The sequence below is a fragment of the Mammaliicoccus sciuri genome (assembly GCF_025561425.1).
GTDB classification, from domain to species: domain Bacteria; phylum Bacillota; class Bacilli; order Staphylococcales; family Staphylococcaceae; genus Mammaliicoccus; species Mammaliicoccus sciuri_A.
This window is the reverse complement of record NZ_CP094824.1, coordinates 794,068-810,650: the sequence shown is the minus strand read 5'-3', so window position 1 is coordinate 810,650 and position 16,583 is coordinate 794,068. Positions and strand designations below refer to the sequence as shown.

Sequence of the window (16,583 nt, the reverse complement as noted above, 5' to 3'; positions counted from 1 at the left end):
TTTATACGCCTTGATCTAATTTATCTAACATTGATTTCATCAACTTAATTTGACCAGTATGATAATTCGTATGCAATATGCCAAATGAAATTGTTTCTGCAAATGTATCCATATTCGCTATTGGTGCTTTTCTAGATTTGTCCATTTGTTCATCAAGTGCATTTAATATTCTTTCTAGTTGTTGATTTAATATACCTTTTAATTCTTGGAAAGTTGGTTCTACACCTGTAAAATCTTGTGGTGAAGTACCTGGTGAGAATGATTCACCTAACTTTTCACCGAGTATATTACCTTCTTCACTTGAACCAAAGACAAATGATTCATTCGCCACAATTACGTGACCGAGTTGCCATTTAATATTGTTTTTCGCTAACTCCAGTTGAAAATCCGCTTGTTTCTCATCTATATCTTTGACAACATCAGATAACATACTATAAGAAATTCGAAACTGTGCTTCTATCATTTCAATTCCCTCCGTTTTTACTCAGTAATTGCAAAATAATTACCTTGCTTATCATGAAAATTAAATACTCTACCCTCAGGCATTTCTATAATATCATGACCAGTTAATCCTTGTTCTTTTAACGACTTATATAATTCATCAAAATTCGTAGCTTTAAACATTAAAGAAGGTGTTTCTAAACTCACTTCAGGACTGTACTTTTCAATAAAAGCTTTATCAAATAATACAAAAGACGTTTCAGCATCTTCACTAGGTGCAATTTCTACAGACTTGAAACCTTCAGGCAACTCGTCTTCAGACTTCACAACAAAGTTCATTACATCTTTCCAAAATTCAACAGCCTTTTCTTGATCATCAACATATAACATGACTTGATGTAACTTTTCAATCATACATCTCACCTTCATTCATTTAATATATTTAGAATACGCTATATACGAATCAAGTGCAAAAATAACAAAGTATTCTCATCCGCGTTGTGTTTTATTTGATTTTAACTTATACTCTCAGTAACAGTCTTTACTGTAATTTCACACTATAGAGGAAGATTACCATGAGAAAAAATAATAATCGTATCCTTTTAACTACTGCCACTGAGGTCGTTTACCTTTAAGTGAAATGTATTAAGTTTATTGGTAAACGACACCAATAAAACTTAAGGAGCTATTATTGTGAAATTTAAAAAATTCATATCATACTACAGACCTTATAAACGAATTTTCGGTTTAACTTTAATTTGTTCATTACTTATTACGGTTATAACGCTTGTAATACCATTGATTATTCGTTATATCACAGAGAATTTAATTCAACATTTCTCTGTAGCGCATGTTAAAGAAATTTACTTACTAGGTGCTGCTATGGTATTGCTCATATTGATTCAATTTTTGTGCCATATTTCTATAGATTATTATGGTCATGTTATGGGTGCAAAGATGGAGAAAGATATGAGCGAAGAGTTATATGAACATATTCAAAGCCAACCTCATCACTTTTTCGACCGAAATAGTACGGGTAGTTTGATGTCGAGATTAACGGGTAATCTTGAGAACTTATCAGAGTTATATCATCACGGTCCTGAAGATATCTTAATGTACATTATTCGTTTTATAGGTGCTGTCGTCATTCTCTTGTATATCAATGTAGAATTAACAATTGTGATGATGCTATTTATTCCTATTATGATTGTGGTTTATTGGTACTACATCAAAAAGCTCTCTTCTATCTATGAACAAGATAAAGCTACAAATGCTGAAATTCATGGATTTTTAGAAAATACGATATCAGGAATTAAAGTTACAAAATCTTTTACGAATGAATCATTTGAAAGTAATCAGTATAAATCACTTAATAAAAAAGCGATTGAAATCAAAAAGAAAGTTCATAAATATGAAGCTCTATATAATGAGATTATAGGGTCCATCATTCAAGCAATGCCTGTCATCATCATTGTGCTCGGTGCATTACTAATTATGAAAAAAGAAATTTCTATCGGGGATTTGTTAGCATTTGTACTTTATGTAGGTAATATCGCAACACCTATAGAAGTACTTGTTAAGCTGTCTGTTCAATATAATGAAGGTATTTCAGGTTTTAACCGCTTCTTTAAATTAATGCAACTTAAACCAGATATAACTTCAGAGAATACTCATCAACATCAAATACAACATTCAAACGGTGCTATTCAATTTGATCATGTTTACTTTCAATATGACCAAGAAGATATTATCAAGAATTTAAATTTAACAATCTAACCCGGTGCATATATTGCGATAGTTGGCCCATCAGGTTCAGGTAAATCAACCATCGCCAATCTGCTACCAAGATTTTACGATGTCACATCAGGATCCATAACGATTAATCATCAAGATATTAGAACAATGCCTCTTGAAGAACTTAGACAAAGAATAGGTATCGTTCAACAAGATGTCTATATATTCTCAAGTACCGTTTATGAGAATATTAAATATGGTAATCCTGAAGCTTCAATGGATGAAATCATTCATGCATCTAAATTAGCAAACGCACATGAATTTATTCAACAACTGCCTAATGGTTATCACACTCAAATTGGTGAAAAAGGTGCTAAACTTTCTGGCGGGCAAAAACAAAGACTTAGTATCGCAAGAATGTTTTTAAAAAACCCAGAAGTCGTCATCTTAGATGAAGCCACAAGTGCTTTAGATAATTTAAGTGAGAAAGTCGTTCAACAATCATTAGAACAACTGACACTCAATCGGACTACTATCGTCATCGCCCATCGATTATCAACAATTCGAAATGCAGATAACATATACGTCCTAACAAAAGAAGGCATTATAGAATCTGGTAATCACGATACACTTATAGAGAAACAAGGATTCTATTATAGAATGTATATCAACGAAGAGAAATAAATATAAGCACAATAAAAGCTGAGACAATACATCTCAGCTTACTTTATTATATCCTTTAACGCTTCTAAATGATTAATAACATATGTCGCAATATCGCCGTTACCAAGATTTTGATGGTCAAAGTAACATGAATCAATACCATATTCATTAGCACCAGTAATATCAGATGTTAACGTATCTCCTATCATTAAATAATGTGACAAATCATCATCTTTAATAACATTTAAACAATGATCAAAAATTGTTTATGAGGCTTTTCAAATCCAATTTTCTCTGAAATAAAATGATCATCAAAATAATCAAAAATACCTGCATCATTCATGCGTTTCATCTGAGTTTCATAAACACCATTAGAAGCACTATAAAGATGATAACCCGCTTCTTTCAAATAACTTAATATATCTTTCGCACCATCAACCAGCTCATGATTATCATTCAACGTCTTTCTAAAAATAGCCTCTTTAGCACGCGCATCAACATTTAAATCAAACAGCTTAAAAAATTCCTTAAAGCGAGTCGTTAACACTTCATCCTTAGAAACCTTGCCCTGCTTAAGCTCTATCCATAAACGCTTATTAATATCCTGATACTGCTTAAAATTCAAATCATTAAACACAATACCCTCAGATTCAAAAACCGCCTTGATTGCTTCCCTTTCACGAGCATTAAAATCTAATAAAGTATTGTCCAAATCAAATAAAATATTTTTATACATCGAAAAATCTCCTTTTAGTCTGTAAGGTTATGGAATATATTATACCATTACATAAAAAAACACTCCTCGAAGTTGTTCGAGAAGTGTTGAAACGTATATTCTTTTGAACACAAATTGCAAATACAATTTGCGTACCAAATTTGTAAGCGAACAAGTTCGCAACAACTTTGGCATATTAACGTTTTGAGAATTGTGGTGAACGACGAGCACCTTTAAGACCAGGTTTCTTACGTTCTTTCATACGTGGGTCACGTGTAAGTAATCCAGCGCGTTTTAATGATCCACGGTATTCTGGATCTGCTTCTAACAATGCACGTGCAATTCCGTGACGGATAGCTTGTGCTTGTCCAGTGAAACCTCCACCTTGAACGTTTACTAAAACATCGTAGTTACCTTTTGTTTCAGTTACATCAAATGGTTGGTTTAAATCTAAAATTAATGATTCAAATGGTAAGTAGTCACGTACGTCACGTTTGTTAATTGTTACGTTACCTTCACCAGGTACTAAACGTACACGTGCTACTGAATGTTTACGACGACCTGTGCCTTTATATTCAACTTGTGCCAATGTAGTATCCTCCTCTTAATTAACCACGTAACTCGTAGTTTTCAGGTTGTTGTGCAGCATGTGGATGCTCTGCACCAGCATATACGAATAATTTTTTACCTTGTTTTTCACCAAGTTTGCTCTTAGGTAACATACCTTTGATAGATGTTTCTAATAAACGAACTGGGTTTTTCTCTTTTAATTCACCAGCAGATACTGATTTTAATCCACCTGGGTGATTTGAGTGACGGTAGTAAATTTTATCTTGTTCTTTATTACCTGATAAGTAGATTTTTTCAGCGTTAATGATGATAACGTTATCTCCTGTATCAACGTGTGGTGTGTAAGTTACTTTATGTTTACCGCGTAAGATTGATGCGATTTCTGATGATAAACGACCTAACGTTTGTCCTTCAGCATCAACAACGTACCATTTGCGATCGATGTTTGCTTCATTAGCCATAAATGTTTGACGCATTATAGTGTCCTCCTAAATTTTAAAAAAGTTCTGGGTTAAGATGTATATATTAACCTGTACCAAAGCTTCATATATACATCTTATTTCCTTTGTCTGATTCCTGCTTCTATATCTTAAAACACAATAAGATTCCGGGGCTTATCGTGGTGGTGATATAAAACAATACCGTTGTCTATAATATAATTTATTTGTCTTTTTGTCAATTGGTTTTAAACATTTTCTGAAGACTTTTTATTATATATTTTGATATCATTTCCGAACTCTTTGATAAGTTCTGCTTTATCTAAGTAAATTTTTTCTAAATATAGCCCATGTGCTGGTGCTGTATGTGGTACTTTGTTTCGATTTTTTTCTTCTAGAAGCTGATGAATATCATCACCGCTTCTCTTCCCTTCACCGACGAGTATTAAATAAGCGACCACTACTCTTACCATATTGTATAAAAAGCCTGATCCTGTAACGATAAATTCAAATCCGTCATCAGTTTCAACGACTTCACTTTGATAAATGGTACGTTCTTTATTTTGTACTTCAGTCTTTTGTGAACAGAAACTTGTAAAGTCATGTGTACCTATAAAATGTTGTGCAGCTTGATTCATCAAAAGAATATCAACGGGTTTCTTTTGTTGTACTTTTGTGTCGTGTTCGAATACATGTCTTTCTGGATCGATATAAACTTTATAACGATATTTCTTACCTACACAATCATATCTACAGTGAAAGTCTTCATCAATTTGTTCTACACTTTGTACATGTATATCTTTAGGCAATGCTGAATTAAAAGCATATTCCCATTTATCTGGTTTAATATTTAATGGTGTATCAAAATGGAAATACTGCTCAATAGCATGCACGCCTTTATCGGTTCTGCTTGAAGGATGTATTCTTACAAATGTTTGATGCATTCTTTTTAGAATCCTCTCAAATTCATATTGCACAGTTCGTTCATGATGTTGAATTTGAAATCCCATAAACTGTCCACCGTGATATGAAATTTTCACTAACATTCTCAAAGTCTGCACCTCAATTCCTTAATAAATATAATGCTATCGCTACAACAATAATTGTTGCGAGTCCGATACTATCTCTTAGTTTCCATTTTAATTTACGATAAGTTGTTCGTTGATTTGAAGCATTATAACCTCTAGCTTCCATAGCAACTGCTAAATCATCTGCTCGTTTAAAAGCCGATATAAACATCGGAATGAGTAGTGGAATAATAGCTTTTAATCTGTTAAATATACTACCTGCTGTTACGTCAGATCCTCTTGATGTTTGTGCTTTTATGATTCTATCTAATTCATCCATTAATGTTGGGATAAATCTAAGTGATATGGACATCATCATTGCAAGTTCATGTACTGGGAACTTAACCTTTTTTAACGGTCTCAACATTGATTCTATTGCATCGGTTAAGCTTATCGGACTTGTTGTTAACGTCATGATTGTTGAAATCATCACTAAAAGTGCAAGTCTTAAAACAATAAATGCACCTTGTACGATACCATTTTGTTCGATTGTGAATAGCTTTAAATCAATAATGACTGGTCCGCCTTTCGTCACAATTAAATGCATAATGAACGTAAAAATAAACAGCAGCATTACAGGTGTTAGTCCTTTAATTAAGAACCAGAATCTTATTTTTGCTAAATACATAATGATTAACACGGTTAATACCATAAAGCCATAAGATGCCCATGAATTACAAAAGAATATTAATATCATAAATATAAATACATACAGCATTTTCATGCGTGAATCTAATCGATGGATAATTGTATTACCAGGTATGTATCGCCCGATTATTAACTTATCAGTCATGAGGCTTCACCTGCTTTTCATACATATCTTTAAACATCTCTTCACTTGTCGCGATTTGATCAAACTTCATATTATATTTAGCTTCAACTGCTTGTTGAAGTTTAATAATATGAGGTGGTTCAAGATGCGTTTGATTCAGAAGTTCTTTATTTGTAAAAATATTAACTGGCTTATCTTCTGCAACGATTTCACCAGCTTTAATGACTTTAACTTCATCCGCATATTTAAGTACGATATCCATTTGGTGTGAAATTAATATAACCGTAATACCGAGATTTTCATGAATGTCATTGAAGAGTTCCATCATATCTTGTTGCCCTTTCGGATCTAAGCCCACTGTAGGCTCATCAAGGACAAGTATTTCAGGTTCCATAGCTAATACACCTGCAATGGCTATACGTCGTTTCTGACCACCTGAGAGCTCAAATGGCGATTTCTTTAATAAGCTACGATCCATGTTTAACAAATCCATAAGAGATTCTGCTTTTTGAATAGCTGTGTCTTTATCCATACCGTAATTGAGCGGTCCAAAAATAATATCTTTTTCAACTGTATCTTCAAATAATTGATGTTCTGCAAATTGAAAGACGATACCTACTTTTTTACGCACAGGCGCTAATTTCTTTGATTTCGTCTTCTTCGTAATGTTTGTATCACCGATCATTAATTGTCCCTCTGTCGGCTTTAATATAGCATTTAAGTGCTGAATTAATGTTGATTTACCAGAACCTGTTTGGCCAACAATGGCATAAAATTTAGATTCTGTGAATGTCGTCGAAACTTGATTCAAAGCTCTATATTGATATGGTGTCTTTATACTGTAGTCATAAGTGACGTGATCAAACGTTATTTTCATATTCGATTCACCAACTGTTCGAATGTTGTATATTCATAATTATGATTGAGCAAGTAGTTCATTCTCATAGCAAAAGGCAAGTCTAAACCAATTTCAGTTAAATAGGCACCTTGCTTAAATATTTCTTCAGGTATGTCTTGTTTATATACTTCACCTTTATTCATCACAATAATCTCATCAGCATTAACAGCTTCTTCTAAATCATGTGTAATAGAGATAACTGTTAAGTGGTGTTCACTTTGAATAGACTTAATTAAGTTCATAATACTTTCTTTACCTTCAGGATCAAGCATAGCTGTCGCTTCATCTAAAATCATAATGTCTGGTGACATCGCTAATATGCCTGCAATCGCGACACGTTGTTTCTGTCCACCTGAAAGATGACTTGGTTCGAATGTCTTCATGTCTGACATGCCAACTTCCGTTAATACCTCATCAACTATTTCATGCATAACGTGATAGTCTATACTTTGATTTTCCATACCGAATGCTACATCATACTCCACTGTTGAGCCAATAAATTGATTATCAGGATTTTGAAATACAATACCGACGTGTCTTCTCACTTCATCAATTGTATCGTTCGAGAGTAAAATGCCATCAACAACGATTTCACCTTCATAATTTTGGTTAATACCCATCATTAATTTAGCAATTGTAGACTTTCCTGAACCATTATGTCCGACAATGGATGTCCACTTGCCTTTTTGTATATTAAACGAAACATCGCGAAGTGCAGCCGGCTCATTTTCATCATATTTAAATGTAACGTTCGAGAACCTAATCAAATTTTCCTGCACCATAACATTCATCCTTCAACAAGTTAATTACTATATATTTTACAGTATACATACGAAATTGTAAGCATTAATTACTTTAAACATACTAACTATTATAAAATAAAATACAATAAAAAAAATCCGTAAAAACGGATTTAAAATAAAAAAGCGCGCACTCCACCATAGACGAGTTCACGCGATAAGTCATTCAAATGTGGTGGAGTACTCTGAGCTAGACAATATCTATGTGTGGTAAACATTATCATTGCACTCATTTGCTTTGTGTGTGTTAAATAAATTGTATTTATATAGAAATGATTGAAGTGACTTTCGTCACTCCAATAAAGAATAGATTATACTAATTCAATAATTACTGATTCAGCACCGTCACCGCGACGTGGACCAACTTTCATGATACGAGTATATCCACCTTGACGCTCTTCATAGCGTGGCGCAACATCATTGAATAATTTTTGTAATGCAGTAATTGTTTTGTCATCTTCTAAGATTTTAACGTCACGAATCGTTTGAGCAGCTCTACGACGTGAAGCTAGATCACCTTTTTTACCTAAAGTAATTAAGTTATCAACAACTTTACGAACTTCTTTAGCACGAGCTTCTGTAGTCTCGATACGTTCAGAAACGATAAGTTGAGTAGCTAAGTCACGTAACATTGCTTTACGTTGATCAGAAGTACGACCTAATTTTCTGTAACCCATGAATTAACCTCCTTTATTAGTCTTCTTTTCTTAAACCAAGACCAAGATCTTCTAATTTATATTTAACTTCTTCAAGAGACTTACGACCTAAGTTTCGAACTTTCATCATATCTGCCTCAGATTTGTCTGCTAATTCTTGTACAGAATTAATTCCTGCACGTTTTAGACAGTTATAAGAACGTACTGATAAGTCTAATTCTTCGATAGACATTTCAAGTACTTTTTCTTTTTGATCTTCTTCTTTTTCAATCATGATTTCAGCATTTTGTGCTTCATCAGTTAAGTTAACAAAAATGTTTAAGTATTCAGTCATGATTTTAGCACCTAAAGAAACTGCTTCTTGAGGAGATAATGAACCATCTGTCCACACATCAATTGTTAATTTATCATAATCACTACTTTGCCCTACACGTGTATTTTCAACTGTATAGTTTACACGATTTACTGGAGAATAAAGTGAGTCGATTGGAATGACACCAATTGGCAAATCACTTGTGTTATTTTGTTCAGCTAAAGCATATCCGCGACCTTTATTAGCAATTAAGCGCATCTTAAGGTGTCCACCTTTAGAAACAGTTGCAATTTTTAAATCTGGATTTAAAATTTCAACATCACTGTCATGCATGATATCTTTCGCAGTAACTTCACCTTCATCTTTAATATCGATTTCAAGTGTTTTGTCTTCTTCAGAGTAGATTTTTATAGCTAATTTCTTGATGTTCATAATGATAGTAGTAACATCCTCAACTACATTTTCAACTGCTGAGAATTCGTGAAGTACACCTTCAATTTCGATATTTTTAACTGCCGCACCTGGTAATGAAGATAATAGGATACGACGTAAGGAGTTGCCTAGTGTTGTACCATAACCACGTTCTAGCGGTTCAACAACGAACTTACCGAATGTAGAATCATCACTAACTTCTATTGTTTCAATTCTAGGTTTTTCGATTTCAATCATTTAAATATATCCTCCTTATAAACGTCGATTAAACTTTATTAATTTCTATCCAGTGACTCTTGAACATTAGAACTAACAAAAATTATACACGACGACGTTTTGGTGGACGACATCCGTTATGTGGAACTGGTGTTACGTCTTTAATTGCTGTGATTTCTAATCCAGCTGATTGTAACGCACGGATCGCTGATTCACGACCTGGGCCAGGACCTTTAACTGTTACTTCTACAGTTTTCAAACCGTGTTCCATAGCAGCTTTTGAAGCTGTTTCTGAAGCCATTTGAGCTGCAAAAGGTGTTGATTTTTTAGAACCTTTAAATCCTAACGCACCTGCTGAAGACCATGATAATGCATTACCGAAATCATCAGTAATCGTTACGATTGTATTGTTGAATGTTGAACGGATGTGAGCTACACCACTTTCAATATTCTTTTTAACTCTACGTTTACGAGAAACTTGTTTACGTGCCATTTATATGTGCCTCCTTTACTTATTATTTTTTCTTGTTCGCTACTGTTTTAACTGGTCCTTTACGCGTACGCGCATTGTTCTTAGTGTTTTGACCACGAACTGGTAAACCACGACGGTGGCGAATTCCACGGTATGAAGCGATTTCCATTAAACGTTTAATGTTTAAGTTTTTCTCACGACGAAGGTCACCTTCAACTTTGTAGCCATCTACAACTTCACGGATACGACCTAATTCGTCATCAGTTAAATCACGAACACGTGTGTCTTCAGATACGTTTGCTTCTTTAAGAATTTTTTGTGCTGTTGTTTTTCCGATACCATATACGTAAGTTAACGAGATTACTACGCGTTTCTCACGTGGTACGTCAATACCTGCAATACGAGCCATTTATTTACACCTCTCTTTTATTAGCCTTGTTTTTGTTTGTGTTTTGGATTTTCACAAATCACCATTACTTTACCTTTACGACGAATAACTTTACATTTTTCGCAAATTGGTTTTACTGATGGTCTTACTTTCATCTTTGTATACCTCCTTGTATTTGGAGTGACGATTATTTATAACGATAAGTGATTCTTCCGCGTGTTAGGTCATACGGAGACATTTCAACTGTTACTTTGTCGCCAGGTAGAATTCTAATATAGTTCATACGGATTTTACCACTAACGTGTGCTAAAATTTCATGTCCATTTTCTAATTCTACTTTAAACATAGCGTTTGGTAAAGTATCTAATACTGTACCTTCTAATTCGATTACATCTTGTTTAGCCATGATCATTTCCCCCTTTTTCTATTCATTCTAGTGAAATACAAAAGTATTTCATGTTTTAAAACCTGGTCCAAAATTAGAGACATACTTTAGGTGATTAAATCACATAGAATAAGCACAGGTTTATAAAATTGGGATGATTTAATACTTAAGATTTGCATTCGACAACACTTCAAATACTTATCGCTTCTTGTAATCACTCCGATTGTATTTCAAAAACCTAAATACTATCTTGATTCTTAAAATTGAACGCATTCACGCGTTCAAGAATCACCTAAAGTTAGGCGAATTCGGGGTGAAAGCGTCATTACTATAATGATTCAAGAATTTGAATAACATCATCAGTAACATTATCAATTTGTCTAGAACCATCGATGTTTTTAAGGACACCTTGATTTTCATAGAAATCTAAAAGTGGTTTAGTTTGTTTAACATTAACACTTAAACGATTTGCTACTGTTTCAGGGTTATCATCTTCACGTTGATATAATTTACCACCATCAAGATCACAAACACCTTCAACTTTTGGTGGATTAAATACTAAATGATAAGTTGTTCCACATACTTCACAAATTCTTCTACCAGTTAAACGATTCATAAGTTCTTCTTCCGCAACTTCGATGTTGATAACAGCATCTACTTTACGATCTAAGTCACTTAAAATTTCATTTAATGCATCAGCTTGTTCAACTGTACGAGGAAAACCATCTAGTAAAAATCCTTTTTTCGCATCTTCTTCAGCTAGTCTTTCTCTAACGATACCTATAGTCACTTCATCTGGTACAAGTTCCCCGCGATCCATATAAGATTTAGCCTCTTTACCAAGGTCAGTCTCTTCTTTGATCGCTTTACGGAACATATCACCAGTTGAGATATGAGGAATAGGGTATTTCTTAACAATTTCACTCGCTTGAGTACCTTTACCTGCTCCAGGTAAACCCATTAAAATGATGTTCATAAAAACCCTCCTACTTGCTTATCGTCTTCTAAAGCCTCTATATTCACGTTGATTGAGTTGAGCTTCTAAAGTTTTCATTGTTTCAATTGCAACACCGATAACGATTAGTAAGCTAGTACCACCAACTTGTATTGCTTGAGGTAAATTCATTAACTTAATTGCTAAAATCGGAATAATAGAAATTACAGCTAAGAAAATTGATCCCACAAACGTTAAACGATAAAGCACTTTAGTGATGTATTTTTTAGTTTGATCTCCAGGTCTAATACCTGGTACATAACTACCTTGTTTTTGTAAGTTTTCTGCCATTTTTTCAGGATTAACCTGAACAAATGCATAAAAGTAAGCGAAAGCTATAATTAAAATAACATATACGATCATACCTATATTATGAGATGGATTTGCGTAATTTGTAACTGTTTGCGCCCATTCTTGATCTGGGAAGAACAATGTTAATGTCTTCGGAAGCATGAAGAATGCCATCGCAAAGATTACAGGAATTACACCAGCTGCATTAACTTTTAAAGGTAAATATGTTGCGTTTGCAGATAATGAACCACCTGAACCTTGAGTTTGGCGTTTAGCATATTGAATAGGAATTTTACGAATTGCTTGAAGTACATAAACTGCACCAACAGTTAGTAAAATCATACCTACGAATAAACCAATCGCTTTTAACCAAGCCATAGTAGTATCATCTGCACCAACAAAACTTTGTTGGTAGAACTGAATTAATGAGTTTGGCATAGAAGATAAAATACCAGCGAAGATAATAATAGAAATACCATTACCTACACCAAATTGTGTTATCTGTTCACCTAACCACATTAAGAAAGCTGTTCCTGCAGTTAAAACAAGTGCTATTAACACATAATTTAAGACTGAAGTATTTTGAATTAAATTACCACCGAGCATATTATTAAATGAATACGACATACCTAAGCCTTGAATGAAGGCTAATACAATTGTGAAGTAACGTGTAAATTGATTAATCTTTTTACGACCAACTTCACCTTGTTTAGACCACTCTGTAAACTTAGGTACAACATCCATTTGTAATAATTGCATTACGATTGAGGCAGTAATGTAAGGCATAATCCCCATCGCTAAAATTGAGAAGTTCTGCAAGGCACCTCCACCGAATGTATTAAACAAATCGGTAATACCTTGCGAACCTTTATTTTGATTAAAAGCATCTGGATTAACACCAGGAGCTGGAATGTAAGTTCCAACTTTAAATATTACGAGCATTGCTAGTGTGAATAATATCTTGTTACGAATATCTTTAGTCTTCAAAAAACTAATGATCGTTTCAAACATTAGATCACCTCATGCGTTCCGCCCTTACCTTCGATTGCTTCAATTGCTGAAGCTGAGAATTTATGAGCTTTTATTGTTAATTTCTTTTCTAATGAACCGTTTCCTAAAACTTTAACGCCAGATTTTTCAGATTTAACAACACCTGATTCTACTAATAACGCTGGTGTAACTTCAGTTCCTTCTTCGAAACGATTTAATTGATCAAGATTAACAATTGCATATTCTTTACGGTTGATGTTAGTGAATCCACGTTTTGGTAAACGACGGAATAATGGTAATTGACCACCTTCGAAACCTAAACGAACACCGCCACCTGAACGTGCTTTTTGACCTTTAGTACCACGGCCACTTGTTTTACCATTACCTGTAGCCATACCACGACCAACACGGTTACGTTCTTTACGAGCACCTTTAACTGGTTTCAATTCATGTAATTTCATTTTGGCACCTCCTTAATACTTTAGATGAATTTATTTTTCAGTAACTTTTACTAAGTGACTTACTTTGTTGATTTGCCCACGAATCGCAGGATTATCTTCAACTACTACAGTTGAGTTTGTTTTTTTAAGTCCTAGCGCTTGAACTGTCTTACGTTGAGTTTCAGGACGACCAATAACGCTACGAGTGAGGGTAATTTCTAATTTAGCCATAGTGTTTGTTCCCTCCTTAATTTAATAATTCTTCTACTGATTTACCGCGTAGACTAGCTACTTCTTCGGCATTTTTAAGTTCTTTAAGTCCTTCAATTGTTGCACGAACCATGTTGATTGGTGTGTTAGAACCTAATGATTTACTTAAGATATCAGTGATACCAGCAAGTTCTAATACGGCACGAACTGGTCCACCTGCAATAACACCTGTACCAGGTGCTGCTGGTTTAATTAAAACACGACCTGCACCAAAACGTCCAATAACTTGGTGAGGAGTTGTTCCTTCAACACGTGGAACTGTTACTAATTCTTTCTTAGCATCTTCTACTGCTTTTTTAATAGCTTCAGGTACCTCTTGTGCTTTACCAGTACCGAAACCTACGCGACCATTTTTATCTCCAACAACTACTAAAGCTGTAAAACGGAAACGACGACCACCTTTAACTACTTTAGCTACACGGTTAATCGTAACTACGCGCTCTTCAAATTCTTTAACTTCTTGTTCTTTACGACGCATGAGTGTCCCTCCTTTAAATTAAAATTGAAGTCCGTTTTCACGAGCTGCATCAGCTAATGCTTTGATACGTCCGTGGTATAAATATCCTCCACGATCAAATACTACAGCGTCAACGCCTTTTTCAGCGGCACGTTTTGCAACGATTTCGCCTACTTTAGCAGCTGCTTCTACATTACCTGATTGCTCTAGGTTAAATTCTTTATCTACAGTTGATGCTTGAGCGATTGTTACACCGTTTAAGTCATCAATTACTTGAGCATAAATATGTTTGTTTGAACGATATACGTTTAAACGTGGCTTTTCGCTTGTTCCAGCTAATTTAGCACGTACGCGAGCATGTCTTTTCAAACGAACTTTATTTTTGTCGATTTTAGCGATCATGTTAGTGCTCCTTTCTTATCTTAATGATTACTTACCAGTTTTACCTTCTTTACGACGAACATATTCGCCTTCGTAACGAATACCTTTACCTTTGTAAGGTTCTGGTGGACGGATTGAACGGATATAAGATGCAATTGCACCAACACGTTCTTTTGAAATACCTTCTACTTTAACTTTAGTGTTTTTCTCTACTGATAATGTGATTCCATCTTCAGCAACGATTTCTACAGGGTGAGAATAACCAACGTTTAAGATGATATTTTTACCTTGCATTTGGGCACGGTAACCAACACCAATAAGTTCTAAGTTTTTCTCGAAACCTTTAGATACACCTTCAATCATGTTAGCGATTAACGCACGAGTTGTACCATGGATTGTTTTATGTTCTTTAGAGTCAGATGGACGTACAACTTCTAAGCTGTTGTCCTCTTGTTTATATGTCATTTCTTCATTAAAAGTACTAGTTAATTCACCTTTAGATCCTTTAACTGTTACTGTGTTACCTTCGATAGTAACTGTAACGTCTGAAGGGATCTCAATAATTTTCTTACCAACACGGCTCATTATGTGGGCACCTCCTTATAATTTTATAATTACCAGATATAAGCTAATACTTCTCCACCGATTCCACGTTGTCTAGCATCTTTATCAGTTAAAACACCTTCAGATGTAGAAACAAGTGCAATACCTAAACCGTTAAGAACTTTTGGAAGTTCGTCAGCTTTAGCATAAACACGTAAACCTGGTTTAGAAATACGTTTTAATCCTGTGATAACGCGCTCGTTGTTTTGACCATATTTAAGGAACATACGGATAACACCTTGCTTATCATCTTCGATATATTCTACGCTTTTTACGAATCCTTCTTTTTTAAGGATTTCAGCGATTTCTTTTTTAATGTTTGATGCAGGTAACTCTAATTTTTCGTGACGTACCATGTTTGCGTTACGCACGCGAGTTAACATATCTGCGATTGGATCTGACATTGTCATTTGTGTTTCCTCCTTTCATTCTTTTGAGTTTACCAGCTAGCTTTACGTACGCCAGGGATTTGGCCTTTGTATGCTAGTTCACGGAAACAAATACGGCAAAGTTTGAATTTACGATATACTGAGTGTGGACGTCCACAACGTTCACAACGAGTGTATTCACGAACTCCGAATTTTTGTTTACGTTGTTGTTTAGCGATCATTGATTTTTTAGCCACTTAATTAGCCTCCTTTATAATTAGAGATTACTTTTGAAATGGCATACCGAATTGTGTTAACAATTCACGAGCTTCCTCGTCAGTGTTAGCAGTTGTAACGATAACGATATCCATTCCTCGTACTTTACTTACTTTATCATAGTCGATTTCAGGGAAAATTAATTGTTCCTTAACACCTAAAGTGTAATTTCCACGACCGTCGAATGCTTTTTTAGAGATACCACGGAAGTCACGTACACGTGGTAATGAAACTGAGATTAATTTATCAAAGAATTCATACATTCTTTCTCCACGTAATGTAACTTTTGCACCGATTGGCATACCTTCACGAAGACGGAAAGTCGCAATAGATTTTTTAGCTTTAGTTACTAATGGTTTTTGACCAGTGATTGCTTGAAGTTCTTCAACTGCAGAGTCTAAAACTTTAGAGTTTTGAACTGCATCACCGATACCCATGTTTACAACTATTTTTTCGATTTTTGGTACTTCCATAACTGAACTATAGTTAAATTTCTTAACTAACTCAGCAGAAATTTCATTATTAAACTTTTCTTTTAAACGTGTCAAAGTGGA

The 16,583-nt window shown here is 34.4% G+C and carries 28 protein-coding genes; 2 read left to right on the top strand and 26 right to left on the bottom strand.

The features are described from left to right. Position 1: 1 nt before the first annotated feature. Both MUA60_RS04075 and MUA60_RS04070 read right to left on the bottom strand, forming a co-directional pair. Positions 2-463: a DinB family protein gene (locus tag MUA60_RS04075; RefSeq protein ID WP_262649863.1), complete on the bottom strand. Its 462-nt coding sequence runs from the start codon at positions 461-463 to the stop codon at positions 2-4. 17 nt (positions 464-480) lie between these two features. Next, a complete protein-coding gene (locus MUA60_RS04070; protein WP_107590391.1) occupies positions 481-852 on the bottom strand; it encodes a VOC family protein in 372 nt (123 codons plus the stop codon). A gap of 282 nt (positions 853-1,134) precedes the next feature. Between MUA60_RS04070 and MUA60_RS04065 the strand changes: the two genes are divergently transcribed. Then, positions 1,135-2,217 (top strand): ABC transporter ATP-binding protein, encoded by a 1,083-nt coding sequence (locus tag MUA60_RS04065; RefSeq protein ID WP_262649862.1) that lies wholly within the window; start codon positions 1,135-1,137, stop codon positions 2,215-2,217. A gap of 12 nt (positions 2,218-2,229) precedes the next feature. Next, positions 2,230-2,859, top strand: a complete 630-nt coding sequence (locus MUA60_RS04060) for an ABC transporter ATP-binding protein (protein ID WP_316964802.1) — start codon at positions 2,230-2,232, stop codon at positions 2,857-2,859. A 38-nt stretch (positions 2,860-2,897) separates the two neighbouring features. Here the strand turns inward: MUA60_RS04060 and MUA60_RS04055 are convergent, their stop codons facing one another. The 24 genes from MUA60_RS04055 to rplE form a co-directional block, all read right to left on the bottom strand. Next, positions 2,898-3,062, bottom strand: a complete 165-nt coding sequence (locus tag MUA60_RS04055) for an HAD hydrolase-like protein (RefSeq protein WP_262649861.1) — start codon at positions 3,060-3,062, stop codon at positions 2,898-2,900. Between the two features lie 20 nt (positions 3,063-3,082). Further along, complete coding sequence (locus MUA60_RS04050) at positions 3,083-3,574, bottom strand: HAD family hydrolase (RefSeq protein WP_262649860.1); 492 nt, start codon at positions 3,572-3,574, stop codon at positions 3,083-3,085. A gap of 175 nt (positions 3,575-3,749) precedes the next feature. Next, on the bottom strand, positions 3,750-4,142 hold the full coding sequence (gene rpsI, locus MUA60_RS04045) for a 30S ribosomal protein S9 (RefSeq protein WP_025906473.1): 393 nt from the start codon (positions 4,140-4,142) through the stop codon (positions 3,750-3,752). A 19-nt stretch (positions 4,143-4,161) separates the two neighbouring features. Beyond that, complete coding sequence (rplM, locus tag MUA60_RS04040; RefSeq protein ID WP_025906474.1) at positions 4,162-4,599, bottom strand: 50S ribosomal protein L13; 438 nt, start codon at positions 4,597-4,599, stop codon at positions 4,162-4,164. 209 nt (positions 4,600-4,808) lie between these two features. After that, positions 4,809-5,612 carry a tRNA pseudouridine(38-40) synthase TruA gene (gene truA / locus MUA60_RS04035; protein WP_262649859.1) on the bottom strand — a complete coding sequence of 268 codons (804 nt, stop codon included), beginning with the start codon at positions 5,610-5,612 and terminating at the stop codon, positions 4,809-4,811. 10 nt (positions 5,613-5,622) lie between these two features. After that, entirely contained in the window at positions 5,623-6,420 is a 798-nt protein-coding gene (locus MUA60_RS04030) for an energy-coupling factor transporter transmembrane component T family protein (RefSeq protein ID WP_262649857.1), read from the bottom strand. Continuing rightward, a complete protein-coding gene (locus tag MUA60_RS04025) occupies positions 6,413-7,276 on the bottom strand; it encodes an energy-coupling factor transporter ATPase (protein WP_262649856.1) in 864 nt (287 codons plus the stop codon). Before MUA60_RS04025 ends, MUA60_RS04030 begins: the two co-directional genes overlap by 8 nt. Further along, positions 7,273-8,079 (bottom strand): energy-coupling factor transporter ATPase, encoded by an 807-nt coding sequence (locus MUA60_RS04020; protein WP_025906480.1) that lies wholly within the window; start codon positions 8,077-8,079, stop codon positions 7,273-7,275. The genes MUA60_RS04025 and MUA60_RS04020 overlap by 4 nt, the downstream gene beginning before the upstream one ends. A gap of 329 nt (positions 8,080-8,408) precedes the next feature. Further along, positions 8,409-8,774, bottom strand: coding sequence for a 50S ribosomal protein L17 (gene rplQ, locus MUA60_RS04015; protein ID WP_025906481.1), 366 nt, complete (start codon positions 8,772-8,774; stop codon positions 8,409-8,411). Between the two features lie 16 nt (positions 8,775-8,790). Beyond that, positions 8,791-9,735 carry a DNA-directed RNA polymerase subunit alpha gene (locus MUA60_RS04010; protein WP_262649855.1) on the bottom strand — a complete coding sequence of 315 codons (945 nt, stop codon included), beginning with the start codon at positions 9,733-9,735 and terminating at the stop codon, positions 8,791-8,793. Between the two features lie 82 nt (positions 9,736-9,817). After that, a complete protein-coding gene (gene rpsK / locus MUA60_RS04005; protein ID WP_025906484.1) occupies positions 9,818-10,207 on the bottom strand; it encodes a 30S ribosomal protein S11 in 390 nt (129 codons plus the stop codon). Between the two features lie 22 nt (positions 10,208-10,229). Further along, positions 10,230-10,595 carry a 30S ribosomal protein S13 gene (gene rpsM / locus MUA60_RS04000; RefSeq protein ID WP_037589013.1) on the bottom strand — a complete coding sequence of 122 codons (366 nt, stop codon included), beginning with the start codon at positions 10,593-10,595 and terminating at the stop codon, positions 10,230-10,232. 20 nt (positions 10,596-10,615) lie between these two features. After that, entirely contained in the window at positions 10,616-10,729 is a 114-nt protein-coding gene (rpmJ, locus tag MUA60_RS03995; protein ID WP_003156543.1) for a 50S ribosomal protein L36, read from the bottom strand. 32 nt (positions 10,730-10,761) lie between these two features. Beyond that, on the bottom strand, positions 10,762-10,980 hold the full coding sequence (infA, locus tag MUA60_RS03990; protein ID WP_001118443.1) for a translation initiation factor IF-1: 219 nt from the start codon (positions 10,978-10,980) through the stop codon (positions 10,762-10,764). Between the two features lie 307 nt (positions 10,981-11,287). Next, the gene (locus MUA60_RS03985; protein WP_262649853.1) at positions 11,288-11,935 is read right to left on the bottom strand and encodes an adenylate kinase; all 648 of its coding nucleotides are present in this window, start codon (positions 11,933-11,935) and stop codon (positions 11,288-11,290) included. A gap of 18 nt (positions 11,936-11,953) precedes the next feature. Continuing rightward, entirely contained in the window at positions 11,954-13,255 is a 1,302-nt protein-coding gene (secY, locus tag MUA60_RS03980) for a preprotein translocase subunit SecY (RefSeq protein ID WP_262649852.1), read from the bottom strand. Continuing rightward, positions 13,255-13,695, bottom strand: coding sequence for a 50S ribosomal protein L15 (gene rplO / locus MUA60_RS03975; protein WP_025906782.1), 441 nt, complete (start codon positions 13,693-13,695; stop codon positions 13,255-13,257). Before rplO ends, secY begins: the two co-directional genes overlap by 1 nt. Before the next feature lie 30 nt (positions 13,696-13,725). Then, positions 13,726-13,905, bottom strand: coding sequence for a 50S ribosomal protein L30 (gene rpmD, locus MUA60_RS03970; protein WP_037589015.1), 180 nt, complete (start codon positions 13,903-13,905; stop codon positions 13,726-13,728). Positions 13,906-13,921: 16 nt separating this feature from the next. Further along, positions 13,922-14,422, bottom strand: coding sequence for a 30S ribosomal protein S5 (gene rpsE, locus MUA60_RS03965; RefSeq protein WP_037589016.1), 501 nt, complete (start codon positions 14,420-14,422; stop codon positions 13,922-13,924). A gap of 18 nt (positions 14,423-14,440) precedes the next feature. Next, on the bottom strand, positions 14,441-14,803 hold the full coding sequence (gene rplR / locus MUA60_RS03960) for a 50S ribosomal protein L18 (protein WP_037589017.1): 363 nt from the start codon (positions 14,801-14,803) through the stop codon (positions 14,441-14,443). A gap of 27 nt (positions 14,804-14,830) precedes the next feature. Then, a complete protein-coding gene (rplF, locus tag MUA60_RS03955) occupies positions 14,831-15,367 on the bottom strand; it encodes a 50S ribosomal protein L6 (RefSeq protein WP_025906786.1) in 537 nt (178 codons plus the stop codon). 29 nt (positions 15,368-15,396) lie between these two features. Next, positions 15,397-15,795, bottom strand: coding sequence for a 30S ribosomal protein S8 (gene rpsH, locus MUA60_RS03950; RefSeq protein WP_025906787.1), 399 nt, complete (start codon positions 15,793-15,795; stop codon positions 15,397-15,399). Between the two features lie 29 nt (positions 15,796-15,824). After that, a complete protein-coding gene (locus MUA60_RS03945; protein ID WP_016998812.1) occupies positions 15,825-16,010 on the bottom strand; it encodes a type Z 30S ribosomal protein S14 in 186 nt (61 codons plus the stop codon). A gap of 27 nt (positions 16,011-16,037) precedes the next feature. Continuing rightward, positions 16,038-16,577: a 50S ribosomal protein L5 gene (gene rplE / locus MUA60_RS03940; RefSeq protein WP_025906788.1), complete on the bottom strand. Its 540-nt coding sequence runs from the start codon at positions 16,575-16,577 to the stop codon at positions 16,038-16,040. Positions 16,578-16,583 lie beyond the last annotated feature (6 nt).

What these genes read in the sequence shown, in the direction of transcription:
- rpsK (WP_025906484.1), bottom strand. Translation starts at nt 10,207, where the DNA reads ATGGCACGTAAACAAGTTTCTCGTAAACGTAGAGTTAAAAAGAATATT.
- rpsE (WP_037589016.1), bottom strand. Translation starts at nt 14,422, where the DNA reads ATGCGTCGTAAAGAACAAGAAGTTAAAGAATTTGAAGAGCGCGTAGTT.
- MUA60_RS04010 (WP_262649855.1), bottom strand. Translation starts at nt 9,735, where the DNA reads ATGATTGAAATCGAAAAACCTAGAATTGAAACAATAGAAGTTAGTGAT.
- rpmD (WP_037589015.1), bottom strand. Translation starts at nt 13,905, where the DNA reads ATGGCTAAATTAGAAATTACCCTCACTCGTAGCGTTATTGGTCGTCCT.
- MUA60_RS03985 (WP_262649853.1), bottom strand. Translation starts at nt 11,935, where the DNA reads ATGAACATCATTTTAATGGGTTTACCTGGAGCAGGTAAAGGTACTCAA.
- rplF (WP_025906786.1), bottom strand. Translation starts at nt 15,367, where the DNA reads ATGAGCCGTGTTGGTAAGAAAATTATTGAGATCCCTTCAGACGTTACA.
- MUA60_RS04050 (WP_262649860.1), bottom strand. Translation starts at nt 3,574, where the DNA reads ATGTATAAAAATATTTTATTTGATTTGGACAATACTTTATTAGATTTT.
- secY (WP_262649852.1), bottom strand. Translation starts at nt 13,255, where the DNA reads ATGTTTGAAACGATCATTAGTTTTTTGAAGACTAAAGATATTCGTAAC.
- rplO (WP_025906782.1), bottom strand. Translation starts at nt 13,695, where the DNA reads ATGAAATTACATGAATTGAAACCAGTTAAAGGTGCTCGTAAAGAACGT.
- rpsH (WP_025906787.1), bottom strand. Translation starts at nt 15,795, where the DNA reads ATGACAATGTCAGATCCAATCGCAGATATGTTAACTCGCGTGCGTAAC.
- MUA60_RS04030 (WP_262649857.1), bottom strand. Translation starts at nt 6,420, where the DNA reads ATGACTGATAAGTTAATAATCGGGCGATACATACCTGGTAATACAATT.
- rpsM (WP_037589013.1), bottom strand. Translation starts at nt 10,595, where the DNA reads ATGGCTCGTATTGCAGGTATTGACGTACCACGTGAGAAACGCGTAGTA.
- rpmJ (WP_003156543.1), bottom strand. Translation starts at nt 10,729, where the DNA reads ATGAAAGTAAGACCATCAGTAAAACCAATTTGCGAAAAATGTAAAGTT.
- infA (WP_001118443.1), bottom strand. Translation starts at nt 10,980, where the DNA reads ATGGCTAAACAAGATGTAATCGAATTAGAAGGTACAGTATTAGATACT.
- MUA60_RS04020 (WP_025906480.1), bottom strand. Translation starts at nt 8,079, where the DNA reads ATGGTGCAGGAAAATTTGATTAGGTTCTCGAACGTTACATTTAAATAT.
- rplR (WP_037589017.1), bottom strand. Translation starts at nt 14,803, where the DNA reads ATGATCGCTAAAATCGACAAAAATAAAGTTCGTTTGAAAAGACATGCT.
- rplQ (WP_025906481.1), bottom strand. Translation starts at nt 8,774, where the DNA reads ATGGGTTACAGAAAATTAGGTCGTACTTCTGATCAACGTAAAGCAATG.
- MUA60_RS04025 (WP_262649856.1), bottom strand. Translation starts at nt 7,276, where the DNA reads ATGAAAATAACGTTTGATCACGTCACTTATGACTACAGTATAAAGACA.
- MUA60_RS04075 (WP_262649863.1), bottom strand. Translation starts at nt 463, where the DNA reads ATGATAGAAGCACAGTTTCGAATTTCTTATAGTATGTTATCTGATGTT.
- rplM (WP_025906474.1), bottom strand. Translation starts at nt 4,599, where the DNA reads ATGCGTCAAACATTTATGGCTAATGAAGCAAACATCGATCGCAAATGG.